We start from the raw sequence: 26,853 nt of genomic DNA, 5'->3' as shown, positions 1-26,853 counted from the left end.
CGTAAGATCCTCTGACGGTCCGTAAGGGATATGAGACCCCTCGGTACCGAAAGCAAGAGGCACGACTTTGACATCGACCGCACTCGATGCCCAGCCACCGTTTCCGGATCCTTCCGGAAACCGGGCCCTTTTCCACTCCGCGGCAGCCGCCCCGCCGCGCACCCTGGTCGACGTCCTGCGGTCCACCGCCACCCTGCACCCGGACGCACCCGCCCTGGACACCGGCGCCGAGGTGCTGTCCTACCGCGACCTCGGCGCCGAGATCCACCGGCGGGCCCGACGGCTCACCGCACAGGGCATCGGCCCCGGCGACCGGGTCGGCATACGAGTACCGTCGGGCAGCGCCGAGCTGTACCTGTCGATCCTCGCTGCACTGCACTGCGGTGCGGCCTACGTCCCCGTCGACGCCGACGACCCCGAGGAACGCGCCGCCACGGTGTTCCGCGAGGCCGGCGTGTGCCACGTCCTGGGACCGCACCCGCAGCCCGCCGACCTCGCGACGCCGACCGGAGCGGCGGCCGGAACCGCGCCCGCCCCCGGTGACGACGCCTGGATCATCTTCACCTCGGGCTCGACCGGCGCGCCGAAGGGCGTGGCCGTCACCCACCGGTCCGCCGCGGCCTTCGTGGACGCCGAGGCGGCGCTGTTCCTGCGCGAACGACCGCTCGGCCCCGGCGACCGCGTGCTGGCCGGGCTCTCCGTCGCCTTCGACGCCTCCTGCGAGGAGATGTGGCTCGCCTGGCGCTCCGGCGCCTGCCTGGTGCCGGCCGAACGCGCCCTGGTACGGGCCGGCCACGAACTGGGCCCCTGGCTCGAGAAACGGGACATCACCGTCGTCTCCACCGTCCCCACCCTGCTCGCCATGTGGCCCCAGGAGGCCCTGACCCGGGTACGGCTGCTGATCCTCGGCGGCGAGGCATGCCCTCCCCACCTCGTCGAACGCTTCGCCCGCCCGGAGCGGGAGATGTGGAACACCTACGGCCCCACCGAGACCACCGTCGTGGCCTGCGCCGCCCCGCTGGAGCCCGGACAGCCGGTACGCATCGGACTGCCGCTGGCCGGCTGGGAACTGGCCGTGGTGGACGAGACCGGGAACCCCGTGGCCCACGGCGAACAGGGTGAACTGGTCATCGCCGGCGCCGGCACCGCACGCTACCTCGACCCCGTCAAGGACGCCGAGCGCTTCCGGCCGTGCTCCGCGCTGGACGTGCCGCGCGCCTACCACTCGGGCGACCTGGTGCGCGCCGACGCCGAAGGACTCGTCTTCCTCGGACGCATCGACGACCAGGTCAAACTCGGCGGACGCCGGGTCGAACTGGGCGAGATCGACGCGGCCCTCCTCGCCCTCCCGGGCGTGCGCGGGGCAGCCGCGGCCGTGCGGTCGACCGCGGCCGGTGGCCAACTGCTCGTCGGCTACATCCTCCCCGAGCGGACAGCCGACGGCCGCTCCGCCTTCGAGGCCGACAAGGCCAGGGCGCGGCTCGGCGAGTGGCTGCCCGCACCGCTCGTACCGGTCCTGACCGAGGTCACGGACCTGCCCACCCGTGCATCCGGCAAGGTCGACCGCAAGGCGCTGCCCTGGCCGGTTCCCCTGGCCGGCGGTGAGAACGGCGGCGACACCACGCACCGGCTGCACGGGACGGCCGCACGGCTGGCGGACGTCTGGGAGCAGTTGCTGGGCCAACGGCCCGGCCCCGACAGCCACTTCGTGGACCTCGGAGGCAGCAGCCTGACCGCCGCCCGGATGGCCTCGATGCTGCGCGACGACCACCCGGGCCTCTCCGTCGCCGACCTCTACCGGCACCCCGTGCTGCAGAGCATGGCCGACCATCTCGACTCACTCGCCGGCACCGTGCGGGAAGTACGCCCCGCCCGGCCGGTGCCCCGGCGGGCCGCCCTCGTCCAGTTCCCCGTCGTCCTGGCCGGCTACGCGATCACCGGGCTGCGTGGCCTGTTGGGCCTCGCGGCGGCCGACAACGTGCTGGGCTGGATCGCCCCGCACCGCTGGGCCCCGCACACCTCCTGGTGGCTCGTCCTGGCGGGCTGGGTGCTGCTGTTCAGCGCACCTATGCGCTGCCTGATCGGCGCCGTCCTCGCCCGCGCGCTGGCCGGCTCGATCACCCCCGGCGCGTATCCGCGCGGCGGCCGGGTCCATCTGCGGCTGTGGACGGCGGAACGCGCGGTGAGCGCCTTCGGAGTTCCCGCCCTGCTCGGCACCCCGTGGGCCGCCTGGTACGCCCGGATCCTCGGTTGCCGGACCGGACGCCATGTACGGCTGCACACCATGCCCCCGGTGACGGGCCTCGCCCGGTTCGGCGACGGCTGCAGCGTCGAGCCCGAGGCCGACATCGCCGGCTGGTGGCTCGACGGCGACACGCTGCACATCGGCACCCTCACCATCGGCCCGGGCGCACGGGTGGGCCACCGCAGCACCCTGCTGCCGGGCGCCCACGTGGGCGCCGGCGCGGAACTCAGCGCCGGCGGCTGCCTGGACGACCGCATCCCCGACGGCGAGGTATGGACGGGTTCCCCCGCCCGGCCCGCCGAACAGCCCGCGGACCTCGGCCGGCCCGAGCGCCCGGCGGCCCCCTCGCGCCGCTGGCACCCGGCCTACGCGCTCTCCCTCGCCCTGCCGCCCCTGCTGTCGCTCCTCGCCGCCGCCCCGGCGCTGGCCGTCACCTGGCTGCTGGTACGCCACACACCCACGCTGACCGGCGCGACGGCGCACCTGCTCGCCGCCGCCCCCCTGCTCGCCCTCCTGACCACGCTGTTCGGGGCCCTCACCACCGCGGCCACCGTGCGCCTGCTGGGCCGGTCCATCAAGCCCGGCCTGCATCACGCGGACGGCGGCGTGGCCTGGCGGGCGTGGCTCGTGACCCGGCTCCTCGACAGCGCCCGCGGCAGCCTGTTCCCGCTCTACGCGTCGCTCGCCACGCCGTACTGGCTGCGCCTGCTCGGCGCACGCGTGGGCCGCGGCACCGAGATCTCGACCGTGCTGCCGCTGCCGTCCCTGCTCCAGGTGGACGACGGCGCCTTCCTCGCCGACGACACGCTCGTCGCACCGTACGAACTGCGCGACGGCTGGATGCGGCTGGGCCCCGTACGCATCGGGCAGCGCGCGTTCGTCGGGAACTCGGGCATCGTCGCACCCGGCCGCGACGTCCCCGACCAGGCCCTCGTGGGCGTGCTGTCCGACGCACCGGCCCACGCGGGCCCCGGCACCTCATGGATCGGGCGGCCCGGCATGCCCCTGCCCCGCGTGGCCGGCACCACCGACCCGGCACGCACCTTCGCCCCGCCCCGGCGGCTGGTGGCCGCCCGCGCGGCCGTCGAGACCGGCCGACTGCTGCCCATCATCCTGGCGACGCTCCTCGCCGAGGGCGTGCTCCTCACCGAGCAGGAGGCCCTGGACCGCGGCGGGCTCCCCCTGGCCGCCCTCGTCGGCGCCCCGCTGCTCCTCGCCGCCTCCGTGCTGGCCTGCCTGATCACGACCGGCGCCAAATGGCTGCTCGTCGGCCGCTTCCGGGCCGTCGAGCGACCCCTGTGGTCGTCGTTCGTCTGGCGCAACGAACTGTTCGACACGTTCGTGGAGGTACTGGCCGTGCCCTGGGGCGCCCGGGCACACCTCGGCACCCCGGCACTGAACTGGTGGCTGCGCTCGCTCGGCGCACGCGTCGGCCGCGGCGTGTGGTGCGACACCTACTGGCTGCCCGAGACCGACCTGGTCGGACTCGGTGACGGCGTCAGCGTCAACCGCGGATGCGTGCTCCAGACGCACCTCTTCCACGACCGCATCATGCGCATGGACACCGTGCGGCTGGCCGCCGGAGCCTCCCTCGGCCCGCACAGCATCGCCCTGCCCGGCACCACCGTCGGCACCGGCGCGTCCGTCGCCGCGGCCTCCCTCGTCATGCGCGGCGAGACCGTGCCCGACGGCACCCGATGGGCCGGCAACCCCATCGCCGGCGTCTCGGCCGGCCCCGGCTCGAACGGCTCCACCCCTGAGAGGGACGCGCTGTCCTCACACACCGTCCTTACGGCCACAATGGAGGAATGAGCGACAGTCCATCCCCACTCGCCGACCCGCACCTCGTCTACGACCCCGTGGCGGGCAGCGGCCCCAAGGACGTGGTGATCCTCGGCTCCACCGGGTCGATCGGCACCCAGGCCATCGACCTCGTACTGCGCAACCCCGACCGCTTCAGGGTCACCGCCCTGTCCGCCAACGGCGGCCGCGTCGCCCTCCTCGCCGAACAGGCCCACCGGCTACGGGTACGGACCGTCGCGGTCGCCCGCGAGGGCGCCGTACCCGAGCTGCGCGAGGCACTGGACGGCCGGTACGGGCCCGGCGAACCGCTCCCCGAGATCCTCGCCGGCCCCGACGCGGCCACCCAGCTCGCCGCGTCCGACTGCCACACGGTGCTCAACGGCATCACCGGCTCCATCGGACTCGCCCCCACCCTCGCCGCCCTGGAGGCGGGCCGCACCCTCGCGCTCGCCAACAAGGAGTCGCTCATCGTCGGCGGCCCGCTGGTCAAGGCACTTGCCAAGCCCGGACAGATCATCCCGGTCGACTCCGAACACGCGGCCCTCTTCCAGGCCCTCGCCGCCGGCACCAGGGCCGACGTCCGCAAACTGGTCGTCACCGCCTCCGGCGGCCCCTTCCGCGGCCGTACGAAGGCCGAACTGGCGGACGTGACCGTCCAGGACGCCCTCGCGCACCCCACCTGGGCCATGGGCCCGGTCATCACGATCAACTCCGCGACCCTCGTCAACAAGGGCCTGGAGGTGATCGAGGCACACCTCCTCTACGACATTCCCTTCAGCCGCATTGAGGTGGTCGTGCACCCCCAGTCGTATGTCCACTCGATGATTGAGTTCACGGACGGATCGACGATCGCCCAGGCGACACCCCCCGACATGCGCGGGCCCATCGCCATCGGCCTGGGCTGGCCCGAACGCGTCCCCGACGCGGCCCCGGCCTTCGACTGGAGCAAGGCCTCGACGTGGGAGTTCTTCCCGCTCGACAACGACGCCTTCCCCTCGGTGAACCTCGCCCGGCACGTCGGCGAACTCGCGGGCACCGCCCCGGCGGTGTTCAATGCGGCCAACGAGGAGAGCGTCGAGGCCTTCCGCACCGGCGCACTGCCCTTCAACGGGATCATGGACACCGTCACACGGGTCGTCGAGGAACACGGCACTCCCCGTACGGGAACCTCACTCACCGTGTCGGACGTCCTCGAAGCGGAGACCTGGGCACGAGCCCGGGCGAGGGAATTGACCGAGACCACGGCGACCGCGGAGGCGCGTGCATGACGACCCTGATGATGATCCTCGGCATAGTCGTCTTCGCGTTCGGCCTGCTGGTCTCCATCGCGTGGCACGAGCTGGGCCACCTGTCCACGGCCAAGCTCTTCGGCATCCGCGTGCCCCAGTACATGGTCGGCTTCGGCCCCACCATCTGGTCCCGCAAGAAGGGCGAGACCGAGTACGGCATCAAGGCCGTCCCCTTCGGTGGCTACATCCGTATGATCGGCATGTTCCCGCCCGGCGACGACGGCCGGATCAGCGCCCGCTCCACCTCACCCTGGCGCGGCATGATCGAGGACGCCCGCTCCGCCGCCTTCGAGGAACTGCGCCCCGGGGACGAGACCCGCCTCTTCTACACCCGCGCCCCCTGGAAGCGGGTCATCGTGATGTTCGCGGGCCCCTTCATGAACCTGATCCTCGCCGTCGCCCTCTTCCTCACGGTCCTCATGGGCTTCGGCATCTCCCAGCAGACCACCACGGTCAGCTCGGTCTCCCAGTGCGTCATCGCCCAGAGCGAGAACCGCGACACCTGCAAGAAGAGCGACCCGGCCTCCCCGGCCGCTGCCGCGGGCCTCAAGCCCGGCGACAAGATCGTCTCCTTCGACGGCGTACGCACCGACGACTGGAACAAGCTCTCCGACCTGATCCGGTCCGACCCGGGCAAGCCCGTCACGATCGTGGTCGACCGCAAGGGGCAGCAGGTCACCCTGCACGCCACCATCGCCACCAACCAGGTCGCCAAGAAGGACTCCAGCGGCCAGATCGTCCAGGGCAGGTACGTGAGCGCCGGCTTCCTCGGCTTCAGCGCCGCCACGGGCATCGTCCAGCAGGACTTCGGCCAGTCGGTGTCCTGGATGGGCGCCCGCGTCGGTGACGCCCTCGACTCCATCGCGGCCCTGCCCGGCAAGATCCCCGGCCTCTGGAACGCCGCCTTCGACGGCGGCAAGCGCGCCCCCGACTCCCCGATGGGCGTGGTCGGCGCGGCCCGCGTCGGCGGCGAGATCTTCACGCTGAACGTCCCGGCCACCCAGCAACTGGCGATGTTCGTCATGCTGGTCGCCGGCTTCAACCTCTCCCTGTTCCTCTTCAACATGCTCCCGCTGCTGCCCCTCGACGGCGGCCACATCGCGGGCGCCCTGTGGGAGTCCCTGCGCCGCAACCTGGCACGGGTCCTCAAGCGCCCCGACCCGGGCCCGTTCGACGTGGCGAAGCTCATGCCGGTGGCGTATGTGGTCGCCGGAATCTTTGTCTGCTTCACCCTCCTCGTCCTGGTGGCGGACGTCGTCAACCCGGTCAAAATCACCTAGTCATGAGGAGTTCACGGCGGCCCGGAGCCCAGCTTCCGGGCCGCCTTCGTTCGAGTGGGTTTGGACGTGGGGGATGTGCTCGGGTCCGCGCGCGTGCCGTAATCTCGATGTCCGGAGCCCGCTGCTGACGGGGCCGGATCTTGATCCACGACTTGGGGTTGCACAGCAGATGACTGCGATTTCTCTCGGCATGCCGTCCGTTCCGACCAGGGTTGCCGAGCGTCGGAAGAGCCGGCAGATCCAGGTCGGGTCCGTGGCGGTGGGCGGTGACGCGCCCGTGTCGGTGCAGTCCATGACCACCACCCGTACGTCCGACATCGGCGCGACCCTGCAGCAGATCGCCGAGCTGACCGCGTCCGGCTGCCAGATCGTGCGGGTGGCCTGCCCCACCCAGGACGACGCCGACGCGCTCGCGACGATCGCCAGGAAGTCGCAGATCCCCGTCATCGCCGACATCCACTTCCAGCCGAAGTACGTGTTCGCGGCGATCGAGGCCGGCTGCGCGGCGGTGCGGGTGAACCCCGGCAACATCAAGCAGTTCGACGACAAGGTCAAGGAGATCGCGCGGGCCGCCAAGGACCACGGCACGCCGATCCGGATCGGCGTCAACGCCGGCTCGCTCGACCGGCGGCTGCTGCAGAAGTACGGCAAGGCGACGCCCGAGGCGCTGGTCGAGTCCGCGCTGTGGGAGGCGTCGCTCTTCGAGGAGCACGACTTCCGGGACATCAAGATCTCGGTGAAGCACAACGACCCGGTCGTGATGATCGAGGCCTACCGGCAGCTCGCCGCCCAGTGCGAGTACCCGCTGCACCTCGGTGTGACGGAGGCGGGCCCCGCGTTCCAGGGCACCATCAAGTCGGCGGTCGCCTTCGGCGCGCTGCTCTCCCAGGGCATCGGCGACACGATCCGCGTGTCCCTGTCCGCGCCTCCGGTGGAGGAGGTCAAGGTCGGCAACCAGATCCTGGAGTCCCTGAACCTCAAGCAGCGCGGCCTCGAGATCGTGTCCTGCCCGTCCTGCGGACGCGCGCAGGTCGATGTCTACAAGCTCGCCGAGGAGGTCACGGCGGGCCTCACCGGTATGGACGTCCCGCTTCGGGTGGCCGTCATGGGCTGCGTCGTCAACGGCCCGGGTGAGGCCCGGGAGGCGGACCTCGGCGTCGCGTCCGGCAACGGCAAGGGGCAGATCTTCGTCAAGGGCGAGGTCATCAAGACCGTCCCCGAGTCCAAGATCGTCGAGACCCTCATCGAGGAGGCCATGAAGCTGGCCGAGCAGATGGAGGCGGCGGGTGTCGCGTCGGGCGAGCCCGAGGTGTCCGTCAAGGGCTGACGGGCCGGGCAGCCAAGGGTGACGAGGCCGGGTTCGCCGTGCCTCGTCACTGGTGGCGGAGACGTGGAGGCCGCCGGGCAGGTCGCCTTCGTCGCCGGCGCCTCCGGCCGCGGGGACATGGCGTTCAACAACGCCGACATCCACGTGCCGCCGACCGAACCGCCGTCGAGACGGCCGATGCCTGCCCCGCAGGTCCCTCGCCGCGGGCGGGGACACGGTTCGTCCGGACCAATCTGAGCTCAGTGTCTTGACAGCTCCGATGTATCGCAGGATCTTGTTCGAGCATACGGACCGAGGAAGCGCTGTCTGATCGTCAGAAATCCGCAGGTAGGCTGGCTTTATCGGCCCTGCTGACCATTGGTGGCCTAGCTGCCTGCGAGTCCCCCGCCGTCAAGTCATCCGATGACAGTGCGCACGTCCCCAGGTCCGCACCGGATCTGTCCTGAGGAAAGCGTCCGTCAACGGAACAGAGGTCACCTGTCCATGAGACCCGCACGGCACACCGCCCACCTGCTGTGGGTGGCCGTACTGACCCTCCTCTGCGGCCTGTTCAGCGCGCCCGCCGCCCAGGCGGGCGTCGCCCACCACCCCTCCTACCCGCCCCGCCAGACCATGCTCCGCAACGCCACCGCCGGCATGTTCCTGCACTGGGGCATGTTCACCGCGCCCAGGCACGTCGACTGCGCGAGCTGGGAGAAGGGCGTCACCGACGGCGGCTGGAACCCTGACTACTGGGTCGACGAGGCCCGCAAGATCCGCGCGAGCTACATCGTGCTCGCCACCTTCCACTCCCGCCTCGGCTACGCCCGCCCGTGGCCGTCGAAGATCCCCGGCTCCTGCTCGACCAAGCGGGACATCCTCGGCGAACTCGTCGACGCGGCCGCCAAGAAGGGCCTCAAGGTCATCCTCTACATGACCGACGACCCCAAGTGGCACAACGAACAGGGCGTGGAGAGCCTGAACTCGGCCGCCTACTCCGCCTACAAGGGCCACGACGTCGACCTCACCACCCGCGAGGGCTTCGGCGAGTTCAGCTACGACAACTTCTTCGAGGTCATGAAGAACTACCCGAAGCTGGCGGGCTTCTGGATCGACAACGACAACGAGTACTGGCTGCAGCACCAACTCTACGAACAGATCCGTCAGTTGCGCCCCGACATGACCCTGAGCAACAACAACGAGGACACCCCGATCATGGACATGGTGTCCCATGAGCAGAAGGTCGGCATGACCCCGCCGTACGACCAGCCGTCGGCGATCTGGACCCCCATGCCCCGCCTCACCGAGTCCTCGTTCAAGGTCCCCGACACGGGCAGTTGGTGGTACGACGGCCAGGACCGCCCGGTGTCGACCGGCCTCAACGTCGACCGGTACATCGCCAACGCGGGCAACTCCATCCTCTCCCTGATGGACTTCACCGCCATGGTGGGCGGTCGCTTCCCGCCCCAGCAGGAGAAGTTCATCGACCTGATGAAGCAGTACCTCCCGCCCGTCTGGCAGTCCCTGCACGGCGTGTACGGCGGCGGCTTCATGTACGGCGGCATGCAGCCCGGCAGCTGGAACGACGGCTCCTACGGCTACATCACCGTCAGCCGCACCGACCGCACCACCCAGTACGTCCACATCACCACCAAGCCGGCCTCCGGCGACCAGGTCCGCATCCGCGACAACGGCTACCGGATCGAGCGGATCACCGACCTGCGCACGGGGCGCAGGTTCCACTTCGACCAGCGCGACGGCACCCTCACCGTCAAGGGGATCACCGACTGGGACCCCTACGACACCGTCCTCGAGGTCCGCACGGCACCGAACCGGCAGGGCGTCTACCCCACCGGCGTCGTGAAGGCGTCCGAACCCGCCCTCACCGACGGCGACTTCACCACGTACACCGACAACCAGGGTGTCCTGCCCGCCAGTTACACCCTCGACCTCGGCCGCGTCCGCAGGGCGTCCTTCCTCGGCATCAACCAGCGCGAGTGGTCGCCGACGTACAACAGGGAGAGCTTCGGCAGGAAGGAGGACTCCGCGCGGATCAAGGACTACACCGTGTCCGTGAGTGACGACGGCACCACGTGGCGTCAAGTGCGGGCCGGTGTCCTGGAGAGCGCCCGCGGCATCCGCTTCATCGACCTCCCCGCCCGCCTCCGCACCCGCTACATCCGCCTCGACGTGCCCACCACCTGGGCCGCCCCGACCGTGCCCGCCTACTACCACCAGCTGAGGATCGACGAGATACAGGTCGGCTACGGCCACCCCACGAGCCACGGCTGACGCACGGCTGCTGCCGCGTCGCCGCACGGGGCGGCGCGGCCCAGATTCGGCAGGTACAGTGCGGAGATCAGCAGAACCCCAGGCGTGAGGCTCCGCACGTGTTGACCCAGTCCACCTCCCGGGTGCTCGAACCGAGCGACCTGGACGCCGCGCTCGCCGTCCTCGACCGCGAGCCGGTCGCGAACGCCTTCGTGACGTCGCGGGTCCAGGTCGCCGGCCTCGACCCGTGGCGGCTGGGCGGCGAGATGTGGGGCTTCTACGAGGACGGCATGCTGACCTCCCTCTGCTACGCCGGCGCCAACCTCGTCCCGATCTGCGCCACTCCGCGTGCCGTACGCGCCTTCGCCGACCGCGCCCGCCGCGCGGGCCGCCGCTGCTCCTCCATCGTCGGCCCCGCCGACGCCACCACCCAGCTCTGGCGCCTGCTCGAGCCCAGTTGGGGCCCGGCCCGCGAGGTCCGCGCCCACCAGCCCCTCATGGTCACCGACCGCATGCCCGCCGACATCGCCGCCGATCCCTACGTCCGCCGCATCCGCAAGGACGAGATGGAGACGATCATGCCGGCGTGCGTGGCGATGTTCACCGAGGAGGTCGGCGTCTCGCCGCTGGCGGGGGACGGCGGACTGCTGTACCAGGCCCGTGTCGCAGAACTGGTCGCCGCGGGGCGGTCGTTCGCCCGCCTCGACGAACAGGGCAAGGTCGTCTTCAAGGCCGAGATCGGCGCCGCGACGGACCGCGCCTGCCAGATCCAGGGGGTGTGGGTGGCCCCCGAGTACCGGGGGAGGGGCATAGCGGCGCCGGGGATGGCAGCGGTCCTGCGGTACGCGCTGGCCGACGTGGCCCCGGTGGTGAGCCTGTACGTGAACGACTTCAACACCCCGGCGCGGCGCACCTACCTGAGGGTGGGGTTCCGGGAGGTCGGCGCGTTCATGAGCGTGCTGTTCTGACCGCTGATCAACGCGCTGTTCCGACCTGCGCGGCGACCTGTAGTCTCCCCCGCATGGACCTCGTGATCGGCCCCTTGGACCTCCCCGCCCACGTGGACGAGGCCCTCGCCGTCCAAGCCGTCGCCTTCGGACTGGGCGCGGACGAAATCGCCGTCCGCCGTCAGATCGTCCTGCGCCACATGACCTACCCGGGCGCGCGGGCCCTCGGCGCGACCGCCGGAGGGAACCTCGTCGGCTTCGTGTACGGCATGCCCAACGACCGCACCCACTGGTGGTCGACGGTCGTCGAGCCCTACCTGCGCGCGCAGGGCCACGACGAGTGGCTCGACAACTCCTTCGTGATCACCGAACTGCACGTCCACCCGCACTACCAGAACCGCGGTGTCGGCCGCTCCCTGATCACCACCATCACCGACGGCGCCGGCGAACCCCGCTCGATCCTGTCCGCGATCGATACCGACAGCCCGGCCCGCGGCCTCTACCACTCCCTCGGCTACCAGGACCTGGCCCGCCGCGTCCTGTTCCCCAGCGCCCCGAAGCCGTACGCCGTGATGGGCGCCCCCCTGCCCCTGCGCCGCCGCTGACGGATTTCCACCGGCCCAGCCCACCCGGCTAACCTCCTTGCCATCACCGTTTTCCCGGCAGGAGTACGAGAACCATGGCCAACGCACCGGTCCAGCGCATGTCCCAGTTGATGGCGAAGACCCTGCGCGACGACCCGGCGGACGCCGAGGTCCTCAGCCACAAGCTGCTCGTGCGCGCCGGCTACGTACGCCGGACCGCGGCCGGCATCTGGAGCTGGCTGCCGCTGGGGAAGAAGGTGCTGGCCAACGTCGAGCGCGTCGTCCGTGAGGAGATGGACGCGATCGGTGCCCAGGAGGTGCTGCTCCCCGCCCTGCTGCCGCGCGAGCCCTACGACGCCACGGGCCGCTGGGACGAGTACGGCCAGGAGCTGTTCCGCCTCAAGGACCGCAAGGGCGGCGACTACCTCCTCGGCCCCACCCACGAGGAGATCTTCACCCTGCTGGTCAAGGACCAGACGTCCTCCTACAAGGACCTGCCGGTCATCCTCTACCAGATCCAGCACAAGTACCGCGACGAGGCCCGCCCTCGGGCCGGCATCCTGCGCGGCCGCGAGTTCCTGATGAAGGACTCCTACTCCTTCGACACCGAGGACGAGGGCCTCGCCCGGTCCTACGCCCTGCACCGCCAGGCCTACCAGCGCGTCTTCGAGCGCCTCGGGCTCGACTACCGCATCTGCGCCGCGACCGCGGGCGCCATGGGCGGCTCGAAGTCGGAGGAGTTCCTCGCCCCGGCCGAGGCCGGCGAGGACACCTTCGCCGACTGCCCCCACTGCGACTTCGCCGCCAACACCGAGGCGATCACGTACGAGCTGAAGCCGGTGGACGCCGCGGGCGTGCCCGCGCTCGAGGAGATCCCCACCCCCGACACCCCCACCATCGAGACGCTCGCCGCCCACCTCGGTGTCGAGGCCTCCGCCACCCTCAAGAACCTCCTCGTGAAGGTCGACGGGGAGATCGTCGCCGTGGGCGTGCCCGGTGACCGCGAGGTCGACATGGACAAGGTGGAGGCGCACTTCGCCCCGGCGGTCGTCGAGATGGTGACGGAAGCCGACTTCGCCGGCCGCCCCGACCTCGTCCGCGGTTACGTCGGTCCGCAGGGCCGCGGCGAGAAGGTCCGGTACATCGCCGACCCGCGCGTGGCCCCCGGCACCGCCTGGATCACCGGCGCCAACAAAGCCCACACGCACGCGAAGAACGTCGTCGCCGGCCGTGACTTCGAGGTCGACGAGTACGTCGACGTCGTGGTCGTCCAGGAGGGCGACCCCTGCCCCCGGTGCGGCACCGGCCTCAAGCTGGACCGCGCCATCGAGATCGGCCACATCTTCCAGCTGGGCCGCAAGTACGCCGACGCCCTCAAGCTCGACGTCCTCGGCCAGAACGGCAAGCCGGTCCGCGTGACCATGGGCTCGTACGGCATCGGCGTCTCCCGCGCCGTCGCCGCGCTCGCCGAGCAGACCGCCGACGACAAGGGCCTGGTGTGGCCCAAGGAGGTCGCGCCGGCCGACGTGCACGTGGTCGCCGCGGGCAAGGCCCTGCAGATCGACCTGGCCCTCGAGGTCTCCGAGAAGCTGCGCGCCGCCGGCCTGCGGGTCCTGGTGGACGACCGGGCCGGTGTCTCCCCGGGCGTGAAGTTCACCGACGCCGAACTCATCGGCGTCCCGCAGATCCTGGTCGCCGGCCGCCGCTCCGCCGAGGGCGTGCTGGAGCTCAAGGACCGCAAGACCGGCGAGCGCGAGGAGCTGACGGTGGACGAGGCGATCGCACGCCTGACGGCCTGAACAACAGCTCTTCAGTTCCTTCCCCGCGCCCGAGAGGGGTGCGGGGAAGGGCGCGCCAGGTCGCGACCGCGCCCTACAGCCACCCGGCGAACTCCAGCAACAGCTCCGCGTCCCGCGTACGCCCCACGCGCAGAGCCCGCACCCCGGACTCCACGGCCCGGAACAGCGTCCACCCGCGCAACCGCTCCTGATCCACGTCCAGCGACTCGGCGAGCCGCTTCACCCGTCGCCGGGTCGTCGCCGCCCCCGACGGCGAGGCGATCAGGTCCTCCACCCGGTCCCGCACCAGCCGCGCCAGGTCGAACGCGCTCTCACCGACCACCGGATCCGGCCCCACGGCCAGCCATGGCATCCGCTCCCCGGCGAGCACCTTGCTCTGCCGGAACGTCCCGTGCAGCAACCGGTCCTCGGGCGGCCCCGCGACCAGCTCGGCCCGCGCGGCCAGCGCCGCGTCGACGAGCCCCGCCACCTCGCGGAAGGCACCCGCACCGGCCCGCATGGCCGCCGCCTGCCGTCCCGTGCGTTCGGCGACGTTCTCGAAGGGATGACCGGCGGGCGGCTCGACCCACAGCCGGCGCAGCATCCCCGCCGCCTCCAGCAGCGCCTTGGCCTCCGGCAACGACCGCACCGACACGTCGGGGTGCAGCCGCTCCAGCAGCAGCACCCCCTCCTGCACGGGCGCCTCGACGAGTTGTACGGTCCCCGTCCCGCCCCAGTGCGCGAGCGCCGCCCGCTCCGCCTCCGGCCGGAACCGCGGCGGCGCCAGCTTCAGCACGGCGGGAGTGCCGTCGACGCGCCGGACCAGCACCACCAGGCTGCTGCGACCGCCCGGCACCTGCACCCGCTCCACGGTCAACTCGCGTAGTGCGACGGCCTGTCGAGCCGCCTCGGGCAGCTTCCCCAACCAGTCGTCACCGTCCGGCGCGCTCTCACGAAGCGCCCGCACCAGACGCTGCGGCGGTTCGAAAGCCATACGCGAGTCGCTCCCTTCGGATGCCGGTCAAGCCGAGGGCGTCGGCGAGGCGGTCGGCGTCGCCCGTTCGGCGAGCCCAGGGAAGGCTACGCTCCGGCCGCTCCAGCGCACCGACCGCACCGCCGCCTCCCGCAGTGCCTCGGCGCCCAGCCGGCGCCGCTCGCCGTCGGCCGCCCGCACCAGGTCGGAGTACACGTCGGCCACCCGGTCCTCCAGCTCCGCGGCCAGCCGCACGGCCGCCGCCGCATCCGGCACCGGGAAGGGCAGCGCGTACGCCGCCGCCGCGGCCACCGGCGTGCCGCCCAGGTCCTGGATCTGCCGGGTCAGCGCGTCGCGCCGGGCGCGGTGGCCGTCGTACGCGGCACGGGCCTCGGCGCGTCGGTCCGCACCGATCCGTCCGCCCACCACCCCGTAGCCGTACACCGCCGCGTGCTCGGCGGCCAGCGCGGCCTGCAGGGCTTTCAGCGCCCTTGCGCTGCTCTCGCCACTCATCCGGCCGCCTCCGTCAGCAGATACGCGTGCGCCGCTCCGGCCGCCGCCACCGAGGCCAGGAGCCGCGCCAGCTCGCCGGGCACGTCAAGCAGCGCCGCCGCACGCCGGTCGGCCAGCGTCCGCTCGGCGGCGGCGAGCTGGGCGAGGGCGTCCTTCTCGCTCACCGGCACGGCGGCGGACGGTGACACCGACGGCGAGGGTGACATCGACGGCGACGATGAGGCCGGGCTTCCCTTCTCGACCGTCCCCCCGAACGCCTCCGTGTGCCGAACGACCTCCGCCCGCAGTGGCCGCAGCCGCTCGGCCACCGCCGGATGGGCGGCGAGCACGGCGTCGTACCGCTCCAGCAGCCCCGCGCTCTCCCGCGCCGCACTCGCGCGTGCCTTCGCGGTGACGGACGGGCTGCCGCCCGTGCTCTCCCGCGAGTCGGCACCGGACGAGCAGCCCGCCAGCAGGGCGGCACCGGCGGCCGAGGCGAGCAGGGATCTTCGGCGCGGCCCCGAGGGGATGCGCGGCGGTGGGGGGTACGGCACGGCTGACGTCCTCGGGGAACTCGTACGAACACACCGGCGGGGAGTGGCCCGCCGTGATCACGGTACCCGCGCTCACGTTCGGTGCCGCCCATCGGCACCGGCCGTGCACAGGTGGACGGCAACACCTCCTGCGACCGGATACCCTTTGACCAGACACGCGACCCATCCCACAACAGCACACGCGGCCGAGGAGTCACCCGGATGAGCACCACCCAGAGCGAGAGGCTGCGAGAGCTCCTGGAACCGCTCGTCAGCTCCCAGGGCCTGGATCTCGAAGAGATCGCAGTGGACTCCGTCGGACGCAAGCGGGTGCTGCGCGTCGTCGTCGACTCCGACACCGGTGCCGACCTGGACCAGATCGCCGATGTGAGCCGCGCGCTCTCGGCGAAGCTCGACGAGAGCGACGCGATGGGCGAGGGCGAGTACACCCTCGAGGTCGGCACCCCGGGCGCGGAGCGCCTCCTCAAGGAGCACCGGCACTACGTCCGCGCGGTCGACCGGCTGGTGAAGTTCCGGCTGGCCGGCGGCGACGAACTGGTCGCCAGGATCCTCAAGGTCGACGACGACGGTGTCGACCTCGAAGTGCCCGGTGTCAAGGGACGCAGGCCCACCGGCCGCAGAGTCGCCTTCCAGGACGTCGAGAAGGCGCGCGTGCAGGTCGAGTTCAGCCGCAAGGACGACAAGGACGACAAGAAGGAAGAGGAGGCGTAGCCGTGGACATCGACATGAGTGCCCTGCGGGGCTTGGTTCGGGAGAAGGAGATCTCCTTCGACCTGCTGGTCGAGGCGATCGAGTCGGCCCTCCTCATCGCCTACCACCGCACCGAGGGAAGCCGCCGCCACGCGCGCGTGGAGCTCAACCGGGAGACCGGGCATGTGACCGTGTGGGCGAAGGAGGACCCCGAGGACCTCGAGGAGGGCCAGGAGCCCCGCGAGTTCGACGACACCCCGTCCGGCTTCGGCCGTATCGCCGCCACCACCGCCAAGCAGGTCATCCTGCAGCGGTTGCGCGACGCCGAGGACGACGCGACGCTCGGCGAGTACGCCGGCCGCGAGGGCGACATCGTCACCGGAGTGGTCCAGCAGGGCCGCGACCCGAAGAACGTGCTCGTGGACATCGGCAAGCTGGAGGCCATCCTGCCGGTGCAGGAGCAGGTGCCGGGCGAGACCTACCCGCACGGCATGCGGCTGCGGTCGTACGTCGTACGGGTGGCGAAGGGCGTCCGAGGCCCCTCGGTCACCCTCTCCCGCACCCACCCCAACCTGGTCAAGAAGCTCTTCGCCCTGGAAGTGCCGGAGATCGCCGACGGGTCGGTGGAGATCGCCGCGATCGCCCGTGAGGCCGGCCACCGCACCAAGATCGCCGTACGGTCCACCCGTTCGGGCCTGAACGCCAAGGGCGCCTGCATCGGCCCCATGGGCGGCCGGGTGCGCAACGTGATGGGCGAGCTGAACGGTGAGAAGATCGACATCGTCGACTGGTCCGACGACCCGGCCGAGATGGTCGCCAACGCGCTCTCGCCGGCCCGGGTCTCCAAGGTGGAGGTCGTCGACCTCGCCGCCCGCTCCGCGCGCGTGACGGTGCCGGACTACCAGCTGTCGCTGGCGATCGGCAAGGAGGGCCAGAACGCCCGTCTCGCCGCCCGGCTGACCGGCTGGCGGATCGACATCCGGCCCGACACCGAGCAGGCCGGGGAATAGATCTCGGCCCGCGGTGGGTTGGATCCGGACGGATCTTGCCCGGCAGCTGTTCGAATCCTCACCCAAAGGGGTGAGGTCGGTACGGGGAGGTAGACTGAGGAGTGTCTGGCCGGACGCACGCCCGCGCCTGCCCTGAACGCACCTGTGTGGGGTGCCGGGAACGAGCGGCCAAGACAGATCTGCTGCGCATCGTGGCGATCAAGGACGCTTGCGTCCCCGATCCTCGCGGTACGCTGCCCGGCCGGGGTGCCTATGTACACCCCGCCTCGGTCTGTCTCGACCAGGCGGTACGCCGCCGGGCGTTCACGAGGGCGCTGCGCGCCCCGGGAGCGCTCGACATTAAGGCGTTGCGCCAGTACGTCGAGCAGACAACAGTTGCCGAGCAGGCAACACCGTAAGACATGCCGTACGGAACCCCGTGCGGTCCCAGGTACCCCGCGAGTTGGAAGTAGGTCGAGATTGCGATGAGCACTCGATGAGCACGCGATGAGTACGCCCATGAAGTAGCGACGGTCCGGACGCACCCGGACCTAAAAGGAGCGAAGTGGCTAAGGTCCGGGTATACGAACTCGCCAAGGAGTTCGGGGTGGAGAGCAAGGTCGTCATGGCCAAGCTCCAGGAACTCGGTGAATTCGTCCGTTCGGCGTCTTCGACCATCGAAGCGCCCGTTGTCCGCAAGCTGACGGACGCCCTCCAGCAGGGCAACGGAGGCGGCAAGTCCGCCCCCGCACGCAAGGCTGCCCCGGCTCGTCCGGCAGCCCCCTCTTCCGCGCAGGCCGCCCGTCCGGCCGCCCCGCGCCCGCCGGCCCCCAAGCCGGCCGCCGACGAGAGGCCCGCGGCTCCCGCCGCGCCGGCCGCTCCCGGCCCCCGTCCCACCCCGGGCCCGAAGCCCGCGCCGCGGCCCGCCCCGGCGTCCCCGGCTCCGACCGCGCCCGAGTTCACCGCCCCTCCGGCGGCTCCCGCGGCCCCGGCCGCCTCCCAGGGCTCCGGCCCGCGTCCCGGTGCTCCGCGTCCCAGCGGCCAGGCTCCCCGTCCCGGCGCCCCGCGTCCGGCCGGTCCCGGTCAGGGCGGCGGCCAGCGCGGCGACCGTCCCGCCGGTCAGCGTCCGGGCGGTCAGGCGCCGCGTCCCGGTGCCCGTCCGGCCGGTCCCCGTCCGGGCAACAACCCCTTCACCTCCGGCGGCTCCACCGGCATGGCGCGCCCGCAGGCGCCCCGTCCGGGTGGCGCCCCGCGTCCCGGCGGCCCGGGCGGCCCCGGTGCTCCCGGCGGCGCCCCGCGTCCGCAGGGCCAGGGCGGTCCCCGTCCCCAGGGCGCGGCGGGCGGTCCCCGTCCGCAGGCTCCGGGCGGCACGCGTCCGACCCCGGGCGGCATGCCCCGTCCGCAGGGCGGTCCCCGTCCCGGCGGCGGCCCCGGCGGCCCGCGTCCCAACCCAGGCATGATGCCGCAGCGTCCCGCCGCGGGCCCGCGTCCCGGTGGCGGTGGCCCCGGCGGCCGCGGTCCCGGTGGCGGCGGTCGCCCCGGTGGCGGCGGCGGTCGTCCGGGCGGCGGCGGCTTCGCCGGTCGTCCGGGTGGCGGCGGCGGTGGCGGCTTCGCAGGCCGTCCCGGTGGTCCCGGTGGCGGTGGCGGCGGCTTCGCCGGTCGTCCCGGCGGTCCCGGTGCGGGTGCCGGCGGCGGTGGCCGTCCAGGCTTCGGCGGTCGTCCCGGCGGTCCGGGCGGTCGCGGTGGCACGCAGGGCGCCTTCGGCCGTCCCGGCGGTCCCGCGCGTCGCGGTCGCAAGTCGAAGCGGCAGAGGCGCCAGGAGTACGAGGCCATGCAGGCCCCGAGCGTCGGCGGCGTGATGCTGCCGCGCGGCAACGGCGAGAGCATCCGTCTCTCCCGTGGCGCGTCGCTCACCGACTTCGCGGAGAAGATCAACGCCAACCCGGCGTCCCTCGTCGCGGTCATGATGAACCTGGGCGAGATGGTCACGGCCACGCAGTCCGTCTCCGACGAGACGCTGCAGCTCCTCGCCGACGAGATGAACTACACGGTTCAGATCGTCAGCCCCGAGGAGGAGGACCGCGAGCTGCTCGAGTCCTTCGACATCGAGTTCGGCGAGGACGAGGGCGGCGAGGAGGACCTCGTGGTCCGTCCGCCGGTCGTCACCGTCATGGGTCACGTCGACCACGGCAAGACGCGTCTTCTGGACGCCATCCGCAAGACGAACGTCATCGCGGGCGAGGCCGGCGGCATCACCCAGCACATCGGTGCCTACCAGGTCGCCACCGAGGTCAACGACGAAGAGCGCAAGATCACCTTCATCGACACCCCGGGTCACGAGGCGTTCACCGCCATGCGTGCCCGTGGTGCGAAGTCGACCGACATCGCGATCCTGGTCGTCGCGGCCAACGACGGCGTCATGCCGCAGACGGTCGAGGCGCTCAACCACGCCAAGGCGGCCGACGTCCCGATCGTCGTCGCGGTCAACAAGATCGACGTCGAGGGTGCCGACCCGACCAAGGTGCGCGGTCAGCTCACCGAGTACGGCCTCGTGGCCGAGGAGTACGGCGGCGACACCATGTTCGTCGACATCTCCGCCAAGCAGGGTCTGCACATCGACTCCCTGCTGGAGGCCGTGATCCTGACCGCGGACGCCTCGCTCGACCTGCGGGCCAACCCGAACCAGGACGCGCAGGGCATCTCGATCGAGTCCCGCCTCGACCGCGGCCGCGGTGCCGTCTCGACGGTCCTCGTCCAGCGAGGCACCCTGCGGGTCGGCGACACGATGGTCGTGGGCGACGCCTACGGTCGCGTCCGCGCCATGCTCGACGACAACGGCAACAACGTCGCCGAGGCCGGACCCTCGACGCCGGTCCAGGTCCTGGGCCTGACCAACGTCCCGGGTGCGGGCGACAACTTCCTGGTGGTCGACGAGGACCGTACGGCCCGTCAGATCGCCGAGAAGCGCGCCGCCCGTGAACGCAACGCCGCGTTCGCCAAGCGCACGCGCCGTGTGTCGCTGGAGGACCTGGACAAGGTGCTCAAGGCCGGCGAGGTCCAGCAGCTGAACCTGATCATCAAGGGCGACGCGTCCGGATCGGTCGAGGCCCTGGAATCCTCCCTGCTCCAGCTGGACGTCGGCGAAGAGGTCGACATCCGCGTCCTGCACCGCGGTGTCGGTGCGGTCACGGAGTCGGACATCGACCTGGCGATGGGCTCCGACGCCATCGTGATCGGCTTCAACGTCCGTGCGGCGGGCCGCGCGGCGCAGATGGCCGAGCGCGAGGGCGTGGACGTCCGGTACTACTCGGTCATCTACCAGGCGATCGAGGAGATCGAAGCGGCCCTGAAGGGCATGCTGAAGCCGGAGTTCGAGGAGGTCGAGCTCGGTACGGCGGAGATCCGCGAGGTCTTCAAGTCGTCCAAGCTGGGCAACATCGCCGGTGTGCTCATCCGGTCCGGCGAGGTCCGCCGCAACACCAAGGCGCGCCTCATCCGCGACGGCAAGGTGGTCGCGGAGAACCTCAACATCGAGGGTCTGCGTCGCTTCAAGGACGACGTCACCGAGATCCGCGAAGGGTTCGAGGGCGGTATCAACCTCGGCAACTTCAACGACATCAAGGTTGACGACGTCATCGCGACGTACGAGATGCGCGAGAAGCCGCGCGTCTGATCCAGCACGCGATCGGGGCCGGTCGGCGGGGAAGTTCCTCCACGGAATTTCCGTCGATCGGCCCCGGCCGTTGCGTGTACGGTTCCCGTATCGGCGTCGGAGCATGGCGCCCGTACCCCGAACCGGCGGGACATCCGGACACACATGTATGTGGGGACTCTGTCCTTCGACCTTCTCCTCGGCGAAGTCCACTCGCTGAAGGAGAAACGCTCTCTCGTCCGTCCGATCGTGGCCGAGCTCCAGCGCAAGTACGGGGTGAGCGCGGCGGAGACGGGCAACCAGAACCTCCACCGCAGGGCTGAGATCGGGCTCGCGGTGGTCTCCGGGGACACGGGACACCTCACGGACGTACTGGACCGCTGCGAGCGACTGGTCGCCGCGCGGCCCGAGGTGGAACTGCTCTCGGTTCGACGCAGGCTCCACAGCGACGAAGACTGAAGCAAGCGGCAAGAGAAGTTACTAAGGAGACGGACCAGTGGCCGACAACGCGCGTGCCAAGAGGCTGGCGGACCTCATCCGAGAGGTGGTGGCCCAGAAGCTGCAGCGCGGGATCAAGGACCCGCGGCTCGGCTCGCACGTCACCATCACGGACACCCGGGTCACCGGGGACCTGAGGGAGGCGACCGTCTTCTACACGGTGTACGGGGACGACGAGGAGCGGGCGGCCGCGGCCGCCGGCCTGGAGAGCGCCAAGGGCGTGTTGCGGTCCGCGGTCGGGGCGGCGGCCGGCGTGAAGTTCACGCCCACGCTGACCTTCGTGGCCGACGCCCTCCCGGACACCGCCAGGACCATCGAGGACCTCCTCGACAAGGCGCGCCAGTCCGACCAGAAGGTGCGCGAGGTCTCGGCGGGCGCCACGTACGCCGGCGAGGCCGACCCGTACAAGAAGCCGGGTGAGGACGAGGACGAGGACGCCGCCGCCGAATGACCCAGAAGAACCAGACGCCCGACGGGCTTGTCATCGTCGACAAGCCGTCGGGCTTCACTTCGCACGACGTGGTCGCCAAGATGCGCGGCATCGCGAAGACGCGGCGCGTCGGACACGCGGGCACCCTCGACCCCATGGCGACGGGCGTGCTCGTCCTCGGCGTCGAGCGGGCGACCAAGCTGCTCGGGCACCTCGCGCTGACCGAGAAGGAGTACCTGGGCACGATCCGCCTGGGCCAGACGACCGTCACCGACGACGCCGAGGGCGAGATCACGGGGTCGACCGACGCCTCGAAGGTCACCCGGGAGGCCGTCGACGCGGGGATCGCGAGGCTCACCGGCGACATCATGCAGGTGCCGTCCAAGGTCAGCGCCATCAAGATCAACGGCGTGCGGTCCTACAAACGCGCCCGCGAGGGCGAGGAGTTCGAGATCCCGGCGAGGCCGGTCACCGTGTCCTCCTTCGCGGTGTACGACGTCCGGGAGTCCGTCGCCGAGGACGGCACCCCCGTCCTCGACCTGGTCGTCTCCGTCGTCTGCTCCTCCGGCACCTACATCCGGGCCCTGGCCCGCGACCTGGGCGCGGATCTCGGAGTCGGCGGCCACCTGACCGCCCTGCGCCGCACCCGTGTCGGCCCCTACAAGCTGGACTCGGCGAAGACGCTGGAGCAGTTGCAGCAGGAGTTGACGGTGATGCCGATCGCCGACGCGGCCACGGCCGCCTTCCGGCGCTGGGACGTCGACGCCAGGCGCGCCCGGCTGCTCACCAACGGCGTCCGCCTGGAGATGCCCGACGAGTACGCGACGGCCGGTCCGGTCGCCGTCTTCGACCCCGAGGGCCGCTTCCTCGCCCTCGTCGAGGCGCAGAAGGGCAAGGCGAAGAGCCTGGCCGTCTTCGGCTGACGCCCGCGACGGGCGGGCGAGGGCTGTCCGCCCGTGGAGCGGCGCTCACGGGGATGCGACGCCGCTCCACGGTCCCCCCTCGGTTCCCCCACCCCTAGGGTGTATCCAGCGACCCCCACCTGTTCACCCGTCCGGGCAGGCGCTCGGAGTGAACCGAGGGAGCGGAAGGGGGCGCGTTCGCCACGCGATCTGTCCCGCTGATCATCCCGCGCCTAACGTCGAATGCAGGAACGGGTGCACGGCGGGAGGTACGACCATGGCGGGACGCGATCCGCGCAGCGGAGGCGATCGCCGGTCGAGGAACGAGCAACGACACCACGACCAGGCCACGGACGGGACCGTGGTAGAGCGGGGGCGGGGTGTTCACGGGGATCCCGCACCGGCCGATGGTCTGGAGTGGCAGGGGGTGTCCGTCGGGGACGGCCGTCCTCGGCTCGTGGACGGTGGGGGGCAGCAGGGCTCGTCCGGCGATGAGGATGCGGCGCGGGATGTCGGCGGGGCGGAGCAGCAGGGCCGGCCGTCCCGGGGCGACGCGAAGCGGCGTGCTCGACGGCGGACAGGTGGCCGCGGGCAGCGCGGGGCCGCGGGTGCCGGTGGTCGCGCCGACGGTGACGGTCTCGTCCGCGTTCGCGACCTCGCCGGGCGGCCCCGGGGCACCGGCTTCCTGGCGGACCTCAACGGGACGGTGATCACCAGCCACGAGGCGGTCGCCGGGCTGCCCACACTCGTCCTGCACACCGCCGACGACCGCAGCTGTCTCGTGACCGCGGACGCGGTGACGCCGTTGCCCGCCTTGAACCTGGCCCTCGTGCGCACCGAGGGCCTCGGCGTCGACCCTCTCCCCGTCACGACCCGCGACCGGATCGAGACCGGCGCCTATGTCCGCCTCCCCGCCGGCTGCTGGCGCGAGGCCCGGGTCCTGGGCACCACGTCCGTCACCTACACCGCGACCGACCGCTTCCACATCGTCGAGGACGCGTTGGAACTGGCGATCGGCACGGCCGGCCAGGACGCGCTGCGCCTCGGCGGCGGAGCGGCCGGAGGCCCGGTGCTGGACGCCGACACGGGCGCGGTCGTCGCCGTACTCGGCACGGCACTCCAGTCCGCCGAACGGGACACCGGCTTCGCGGTCCCCCTGCGTTCCCCGACCGCGAACTCCGCGGGAGCGGAGGCCCTGACCGACCTGCTCGCCCGGAACGCGGCCACCGTTCCCGCCTACGGCGCCGACCTCAACCTGGCCGGCGTCCTGGAACTGACGGCCACCTCGGTGGGCCAGGACGGCCCGCCCGGCACCCTGGCCGGTTCCGTCGGTCACTCGGCGCCCTGTGGACCGAGCGTGGAACCGGTCGAACGGGCAGCTCCGGCAAGGGAGTTCGCGGCGTTCACACGGGAGCGGGGCCCCGCCGCCGTCCTCGGTCTCGTCGGCGTGCCCGGAAGCGGCCGTACGACCGAACTCGCGGCCCTCGCGGCCCGCCGCCACCGGGGCCCCGAACCGGCCCCCACCCTCTGGCTCCGCGGCGCCGACCTGCACGACGACGACACGTCCGTCGCCGACGCCGCGCACCGAGCCCTGGCCCGCGCCGCCCGCATCGTCGCCGCCTCCGCGTCCGCCCGCACGGCCGACCTCGGCGACACCGGCCCGACCCGCCTCGCCCACACGGCCCGTGCCGCGAACCGCCCGCTGCTCCTGCTCCTGGACGGCCCCGAGGAAATGCCCCCGGCCCTGGCCCACCGCCTGGGCGAGTGGAGCGAGGGAACGGCGGACTGGCTCCGCGAGACAGGCGCCCGGCTGGTGGTGGCCTGCAGGGCGGAGTACTGGGAGACCGCGGGCGCGGAGTTCCCGCCCGACCTCCTCCACGCCCCGAGCCCGCACCCACCCGGCGAACCGGACGCGAGCGAGAACCCGCCCTGGCTCCCGCCCTGTGTGCACCTGGGCGACCTCACCGACACCGAGGCCCGCGCTGCCCGGGCGAGCCTCCGCATCCCCGAGGGTGCCCTCACCCCCGCCGACGCCCGCCACCCCCTCACCCTGCGTCTCCTCGCCGAGATCCGCGCGGCCCTCCCCGCCACCCCTGACTCGTGCGACGGCACCCCCGTGGACCGCCACGACGTCTTCTCGGCCTACCTCGACCTCATGTGCCTCCGCGTCGCCGTCCGCCTCGCCGCCCAGAACGGCCTGCGCGGCACCGCCGTACGCCGCCTCGCCGCGAAGGTCTCCGGTCAGGTCCACGAGGCCGCGCGCCGCAGCCTGGGCCCCGGCCGGGGCGAGCTGGACCGGCCGTCGTTCGAGGCGGTGTTCCCCTGGGGCAAGGCCCCGAAGAGCCTCGGCGGCGGCACCGGCTGGGCCTCGGCCGTCCTCACCGAAGGGCTCCTGGTCCCCGCCGGCACCGGTTACCGCTTCGCCCACGAGGAACTCACCGACTGGATCCAGGGCATGCACCTGGACCTGGACGAGGCACTGCACGCCCTGGTCCACCGACGCCCCACCACGGAAGGCGCCCAACCCCTCCCCGTACCGCACCACCGCATCGGCCCGGTCGTCCAGGCCCTGCTCCTCGTCGGCCGCGAGAACGGACCCGCCCAACTCGCAGAACACTTGCGTGAGTTGACACGAGAACTGGAGAAGAACCCCCAGTCCTGGTGGGCCGCCCGCCTCCTCTCCGAGACCCTCCTGCACGTACCGGACGCGACGCCCTACCTCGACGTGCTGCGCCGGCTGGCCGACCACCTCGCGGCGACCGGACGTCAAGCGCGCCCGGAGGCGGCCGAAGCCGCCTGCTCCCGCCGCCCACCCACCCTTGCCCCCGCCTTCTGGACCGCCCTGCGCCTTGAGGAGGCGGACCGCTTCGACCTCCTCCGCCAACTCCTCCTCGCCGACGGCCCACCCCAGGACACTGCCGCGAAGCCCCAACTTCCCTCCGCTCCCCGCTTCCTGGACACCGTCTCCCGCCTCCTCGCCGCCACCCCCACCGCCGTGCAACCCCTCCTCGCCCGTTGGTTCGACGACGACCGCCCGCTCCCCGCGACCCCGCACGCGACCGTGGCCGAGGCGGCGCAGGCCCTGCTGTACACGCACCGGCACCTCGCCCTGGACGATCTGACCGAGGTACTGGTGGAGAGCGCGCACCGCAGGGCGGACGAGTTGCTGGCCGTACTGGCCGAGGACGAGCCGTCGGCCGTGTGCCGGGCCGTGGACCGCTGGGTGCACGACGAACGCCCCGCCCGGAGGGTGGCGGCGGTGGCCTACGGACTCCGGGTCGCCCCGCACGTCCGCAGTGTCGCCGACCGCGAACTACTGAGCTACGCCGCCCTCGCCCTGCTCGCCCGCCCCGACGACTGCACGCTGCACGGCGGCGCCCTCGCCCTCCTCGTCCGCGACCCACACACGCGCGCCCGTCATCTCCCGCAGGCGCTGCGGCACTTCGCGACCGGCGACCCGCACTTCCCGCCCGGCGCACTGGTGCCCGCGCTGACCACCCACCCGGAACCGGTCCTCGACGCGTTCCGGGAGCGGCTGCGCCGTCCGGAGCCGGGCGAGGCGCTGCGCACCCTCGCCGACGTCACCACGCCCACGCTGGCCCGCCGGGTCGCCACGCTGGTGCAGGAGGCCGTGCAGCAGCGCCCGGAGACCGCCGCCGACGTGGCCGCGTACGTCGACCGCCGCCTCGACCAGGGCCCCGCGGCCCGGGCCGTCCTGCTCCCGCTCGTCACCGGCCTCCTCGACGGCGGCCCGGAGGCGGTACGGGCCGCGCTCGCCGCCGCCCTGGCCGTCCCCGGCACCCCCGCCTCCCACCCGCTGCGCCGAGAACTCCTCGAGTTCCTGCTCACCCACGAACACGATCCGTCCGTCCTCGACGCCCTGCTGCACGCCATCGCGCCGCACACCGGCGACGAGATCCGCGACCTCCTCCACCGCACCGGCCTGCTCCTGGTCCGCACCCCGGAGGGCGCGGCCCGTTTCGACCGCGGACTGGTCGACCTCGGCCGGCGCGTCCCCGGCTTCGCCGCCCGGATGGCCGGCTGGCTGACCGACGCCCCACAGGCGTGGGCCGCGGTGGTCGGCCCCAGCACCCGCCGCATGCTGGAGAACCTGTCGGGCGTCCGCGTACCCGCATGAGGTCTCCGTCACGTGCGTCGGGTCACAGCCTC

At 72.2% G+C, this 26,853-nt stretch carries 19 protein-coding genes; 16 read left to right on the top strand and 3 right to left on the bottom strand.

Annotation, left to right across the window (positions count from 1 at the left end; genetic code table 11):
• Nucleotides 1-67 precede the first annotated feature (67 nt).
• The 8 genes from ACIRVK_RS13030 (at nt 68) to ACIRVK_RS12995 (ending at nt 13,524) form a co-directional block, all read left to right on the top strand.
• Entirely contained in the window at nt 68-4,057 is a 3,990-nt protein-coding gene (locus tag ACIRVK_RS13030) for a Pls/PosA family non-ribosomal peptide synthetase (RefSeq protein WP_404246205.1), read from the top strand.
• Nucleotides 4,054-5,316, top strand: a complete 1,263-nt coding sequence (dxr, locus tag ACIRVK_RS13025) for a 1-deoxy-D-xylulose-5-phosphate reductoisomerase (protein WP_404246203.1) — start codon at nt 4,054-4,056, stop codon at nt 5,314-5,316. Before ACIRVK_RS13030 ends, dxr begins: the two co-directional genes overlap by 4 nt.
• 8 nt (nt 5,317-5,324) lie before the next feature.
• A complete protein-coding gene (locus ACIRVK_RS13020; RefSeq protein ID WP_404246654.1) occupies nt 5,325-6,617 on the top strand; it encodes a M50 family metallopeptidase in 1,293 nt (430 codons plus the stop codon).
• A gap of 169 nt (nt 6,618-6,786) precedes the next feature.
• The gene (ispG, locus tag ACIRVK_RS13015; protein ID WP_404246201.1) at nt 6,787-7,944 is read left to right on the top strand and encodes a flavodoxin-dependent (E)-4-hydroxy-3-methylbut-2-enyl-diphosphate synthase; all 1,158 of its coding nucleotides are present in this window, start codon (nt 6,787-6,789) and stop codon (nt 7,942-7,944) included.
• A gap of 483 nt (nt 7,945-8,427) precedes the next feature.
• The gene (locus ACIRVK_RS13010; protein ID WP_404246199.1) at nt 8,428-10,215 is read left to right on the top strand and encodes an alpha-L-fucosidase; all 1,788 of its coding nucleotides are present in this window, start codon (nt 8,428-8,430) and stop codon (nt 10,213-10,215) included.
• 98 nt (nt 10,216-10,313) lie between these two features.
• Entirely contained in the window at nt 10,314-11,162 is an 849-nt protein-coding gene (locus tag ACIRVK_RS13005) for a GNAT family N-acetyltransferase (protein ID WP_404246196.1), read from the top strand.
• 53 nt (nt 11,163-11,215) lie between these two features.
• Nucleotides 11,216-11,746 (top strand): GNAT family N-acetyltransferase, encoded by a 531-nt coding sequence (locus ACIRVK_RS13000; protein WP_404246194.1) that lies wholly within the window; start codon nt 11,216-11,218, stop codon nt 11,744-11,746.
• A gap of 74 nt (nt 11,747-11,820) precedes the next feature.
• Complete coding sequence (locus tag ACIRVK_RS12995) at nt 11,821-13,524, top strand: proline--tRNA ligase (protein WP_404246192.1); 1,704 nt, start codon at nt 11,821-11,823, stop codon at nt 13,522-13,524.
• A gap of 73 nt (nt 13,525-13,597) precedes the next feature.
• Here the strand turns inward: ACIRVK_RS12995 and ACIRVK_RS12990 are convergent, their stop codons facing one another.
• Genes ACIRVK_RS12990 through ACIRVK_RS12980 form a run of 3 tightly spaced genes read right to left on the bottom strand, consistent with a single transcriptional unit; the run spans nt 13,598 to nt 15,522 of the window.
• The gene (locus ACIRVK_RS12990; RefSeq protein WP_404246190.1) at nt 13,598-14,497 is read right to left on the bottom strand and encodes an aminoglycoside phosphotransferase family protein; all 900 of its coding nucleotides are present in this window, start codon (nt 14,495-14,497) and stop codon (nt 13,598-13,600) included.
• Nucleotides 14,498-14,524: 27 nt separating this feature from the next.
• A complete protein-coding gene (locus ACIRVK_RS12985) occupies nt 14,525-14,989 on the bottom strand; it encodes a ferritin-like domain-containing protein (RefSeq protein ID WP_404246188.1) in 465 nt (154 codons plus the stop codon).
• Nucleotides 14,986-15,522 (bottom strand): hypothetical protein, encoded by a 537-nt coding sequence (locus ACIRVK_RS12980; protein WP_404246186.1) that lies wholly within the window; start codon nt 15,520-15,522, stop codon nt 14,986-14,988. Before ACIRVK_RS12980 ends, ACIRVK_RS12985 begins: the two co-directional genes overlap by 4 nt.
• Nucleotides 15,523-15,723: 201 nt before the next feature.
• Here ACIRVK_RS12980 and rimP point away from each other — a divergent pair, with 201 nt between their 5' ends.
• The 8 genes from rimP to ACIRVK_RS12940 all read left to right on the top strand — a co-directional run bounded on the left by rimP (nt 15,724) and on the right by ACIRVK_RS12940 (nt 26,821).
• The gene (rimP, locus tag ACIRVK_RS12975) at nt 15,724-16,233 is read left to right on the top strand and encodes a ribosome maturation factor RimP (protein WP_404246184.1); all 510 of its coding nucleotides are present in this window, start codon (nt 15,724-15,726) and stop codon (nt 16,231-16,233) included.
• A 2-nt stretch (nt 16,234-16,235) separates the two neighbouring features.
• A complete protein-coding gene (gene nusA, locus ACIRVK_RS12970; protein ID WP_133047437.1) occupies nt 16,236-17,222 on the top strand; it encodes a transcription termination factor NusA in 987 nt (328 codons plus the stop codon).
• Between the two features lie 101 nt (nt 17,223-17,323).
• On the top strand, nt 17,324-17,620 hold the full coding sequence (locus tag ACIRVK_RS12965) for a YlxR family protein (protein WP_133047438.1): 297 nt from the start codon (nt 17,324-17,326) through the stop codon (nt 17,618-17,620).
• Between the two features lie 146 nt (nt 17,621-17,766).
• Nucleotides 17,767-20,874: a translation initiation factor IF-2 gene (gene infB / locus ACIRVK_RS12960; RefSeq protein ID WP_404246181.1), complete on the top strand. Its 3,108-nt coding sequence runs from the start codon at nt 17,767-17,769 to the stop codon at nt 20,872-20,874.
• Between the two features lie 144 nt (nt 20,875-21,018).
• Nucleotides 21,019-21,312 (top strand): DUF503 domain-containing protein, encoded by a 294-nt coding sequence (locus ACIRVK_RS12955; protein ID WP_404246179.1) that lies wholly within the window; start codon nt 21,019-21,021, stop codon nt 21,310-21,312.
• A gap of 37 nt (nt 21,313-21,349) precedes the next feature.
• Complete coding sequence (gene rbfA / locus ACIRVK_RS12950; protein ID WP_404246177.1) at nt 21,350-21,802, top strand: 30S ribosome-binding factor RbfA; 453 nt, start codon at nt 21,350-21,352, stop codon at nt 21,800-21,802.
• Complete coding sequence (truB, locus tag ACIRVK_RS12945; RefSeq protein ID WP_404246175.1) at nt 21,799-22,704, top strand: tRNA pseudouridine(55) synthase TruB; 906 nt, start codon at nt 21,799-21,801, stop codon at nt 22,702-22,704. Before rbfA ends, truB begins: the two co-directional genes overlap by 4 nt.
• Nucleotides 22,705-22,960: 256 nt before the next feature.
• The gene (locus tag ACIRVK_RS12940) at nt 22,961-26,821 is read left to right on the top strand and encodes a trypsin-like peptidase domain-containing protein (RefSeq protein WP_404246173.1); all 3,861 of its coding nucleotides are present in this window, start codon (nt 22,961-22,963) and stop codon (nt 26,819-26,821) included.
• Nucleotides 26,822-26,853 lie beyond the last annotated feature (32 nt).

The sequence above is a fragment of the Streptomyces sp. NPDC101152 genome, assembly GCF_044768275.1.
Classification (GTDB): domain Bacteria; phylum Actinomycetota; class Actinomycetes; order Streptomycetales; family Streptomycetaceae; genus Streptomyces.
The sequence above is the reverse complement of the archived record's forward strand: the minus strand, read 5'-3'. Positions and strand labels throughout refer to the sequence as shown.

Excerpts from the sequence above, each read along its gene's own strand:
- dxr (WP_404246203.1), top strand. The coding sequence starts at position 4,054 with ATGAGCGACAGTCCATCCCCACTCGCCGACCCGCACCTCGTCTACGAC.
- ACIRVK_RS13020 (WP_404246654.1), top strand. The coding sequence starts at position 5,325 with ATGATGATCCTCGGCATAGTCGTCTTCGCGTTCGGCCTGCTGGTCTCC.
- ispG (WP_404246201.1), top strand. The coding sequence starts at position 6,787 with ATGACTGCGATTTCTCTCGGCATGCCGTCCGTTCCGACCAGGGTTGCC.
- ACIRVK_RS13010 (WP_404246199.1), top strand. The coding sequence starts at position 8,428 with ATGAGACCCGCACGGCACACCGCCCACCTGCTGTGGGTGGCCGTACTG.
- ACIRVK_RS13000 (WP_404246194.1), top strand. The coding sequence starts at position 11,216 with ATGGACCTCGTGATCGGCCCCTTGGACCTCCCCGCCCACGTGGACGAG.
- ACIRVK_RS12995 (WP_404246192.1), top strand. The coding sequence starts at position 11,821 with ATGGCCAACGCACCGGTCCAGCGCATGTCCCAGTTGATGGCGAAGACC.
- ACIRVK_RS12990 (WP_404246190.1), bottom strand. The coding sequence starts at position 14,497 with ATGGCTTTCGAACCGCCGCAGCGTCTGGTGCGGGCGCTTCGTGAGAGC.
- ACIRVK_RS12985 (WP_404246188.1), bottom strand. The coding sequence starts at position 14,989 with ATGAGTGGCGAGAGCAGCGCAAGGGCGCTGAAAGCCCTGCAGGCCGCG.
- rimP (WP_404246184.1), top strand. The coding sequence starts at position 15,724 with ATGAGCACCACCCAGAGCGAGAGGCTGCGAGAGCTCCTGGAACCGCTC.
- ACIRVK_RS12955 (WP_404246179.1), top strand. The coding sequence starts at position 21,019 with ATGTATGTGGGGACTCTGTCCTTCGACCTTCTCCTCGGCGAAGTCCAC.
- truB (WP_404246175.1), top strand. The coding sequence starts at position 21,799 with ATGACCCAGAAGAACCAGACGCCCGACGGGCTTGTCATCGTCGACAAG.
- ACIRVK_RS12940 (WP_404246173.1), top strand. The coding sequence starts at position 22,961 with ATGGCGGGACGCGATCCGCGCAGCGGAGGCGATCGCCGGTCGAGGAAC.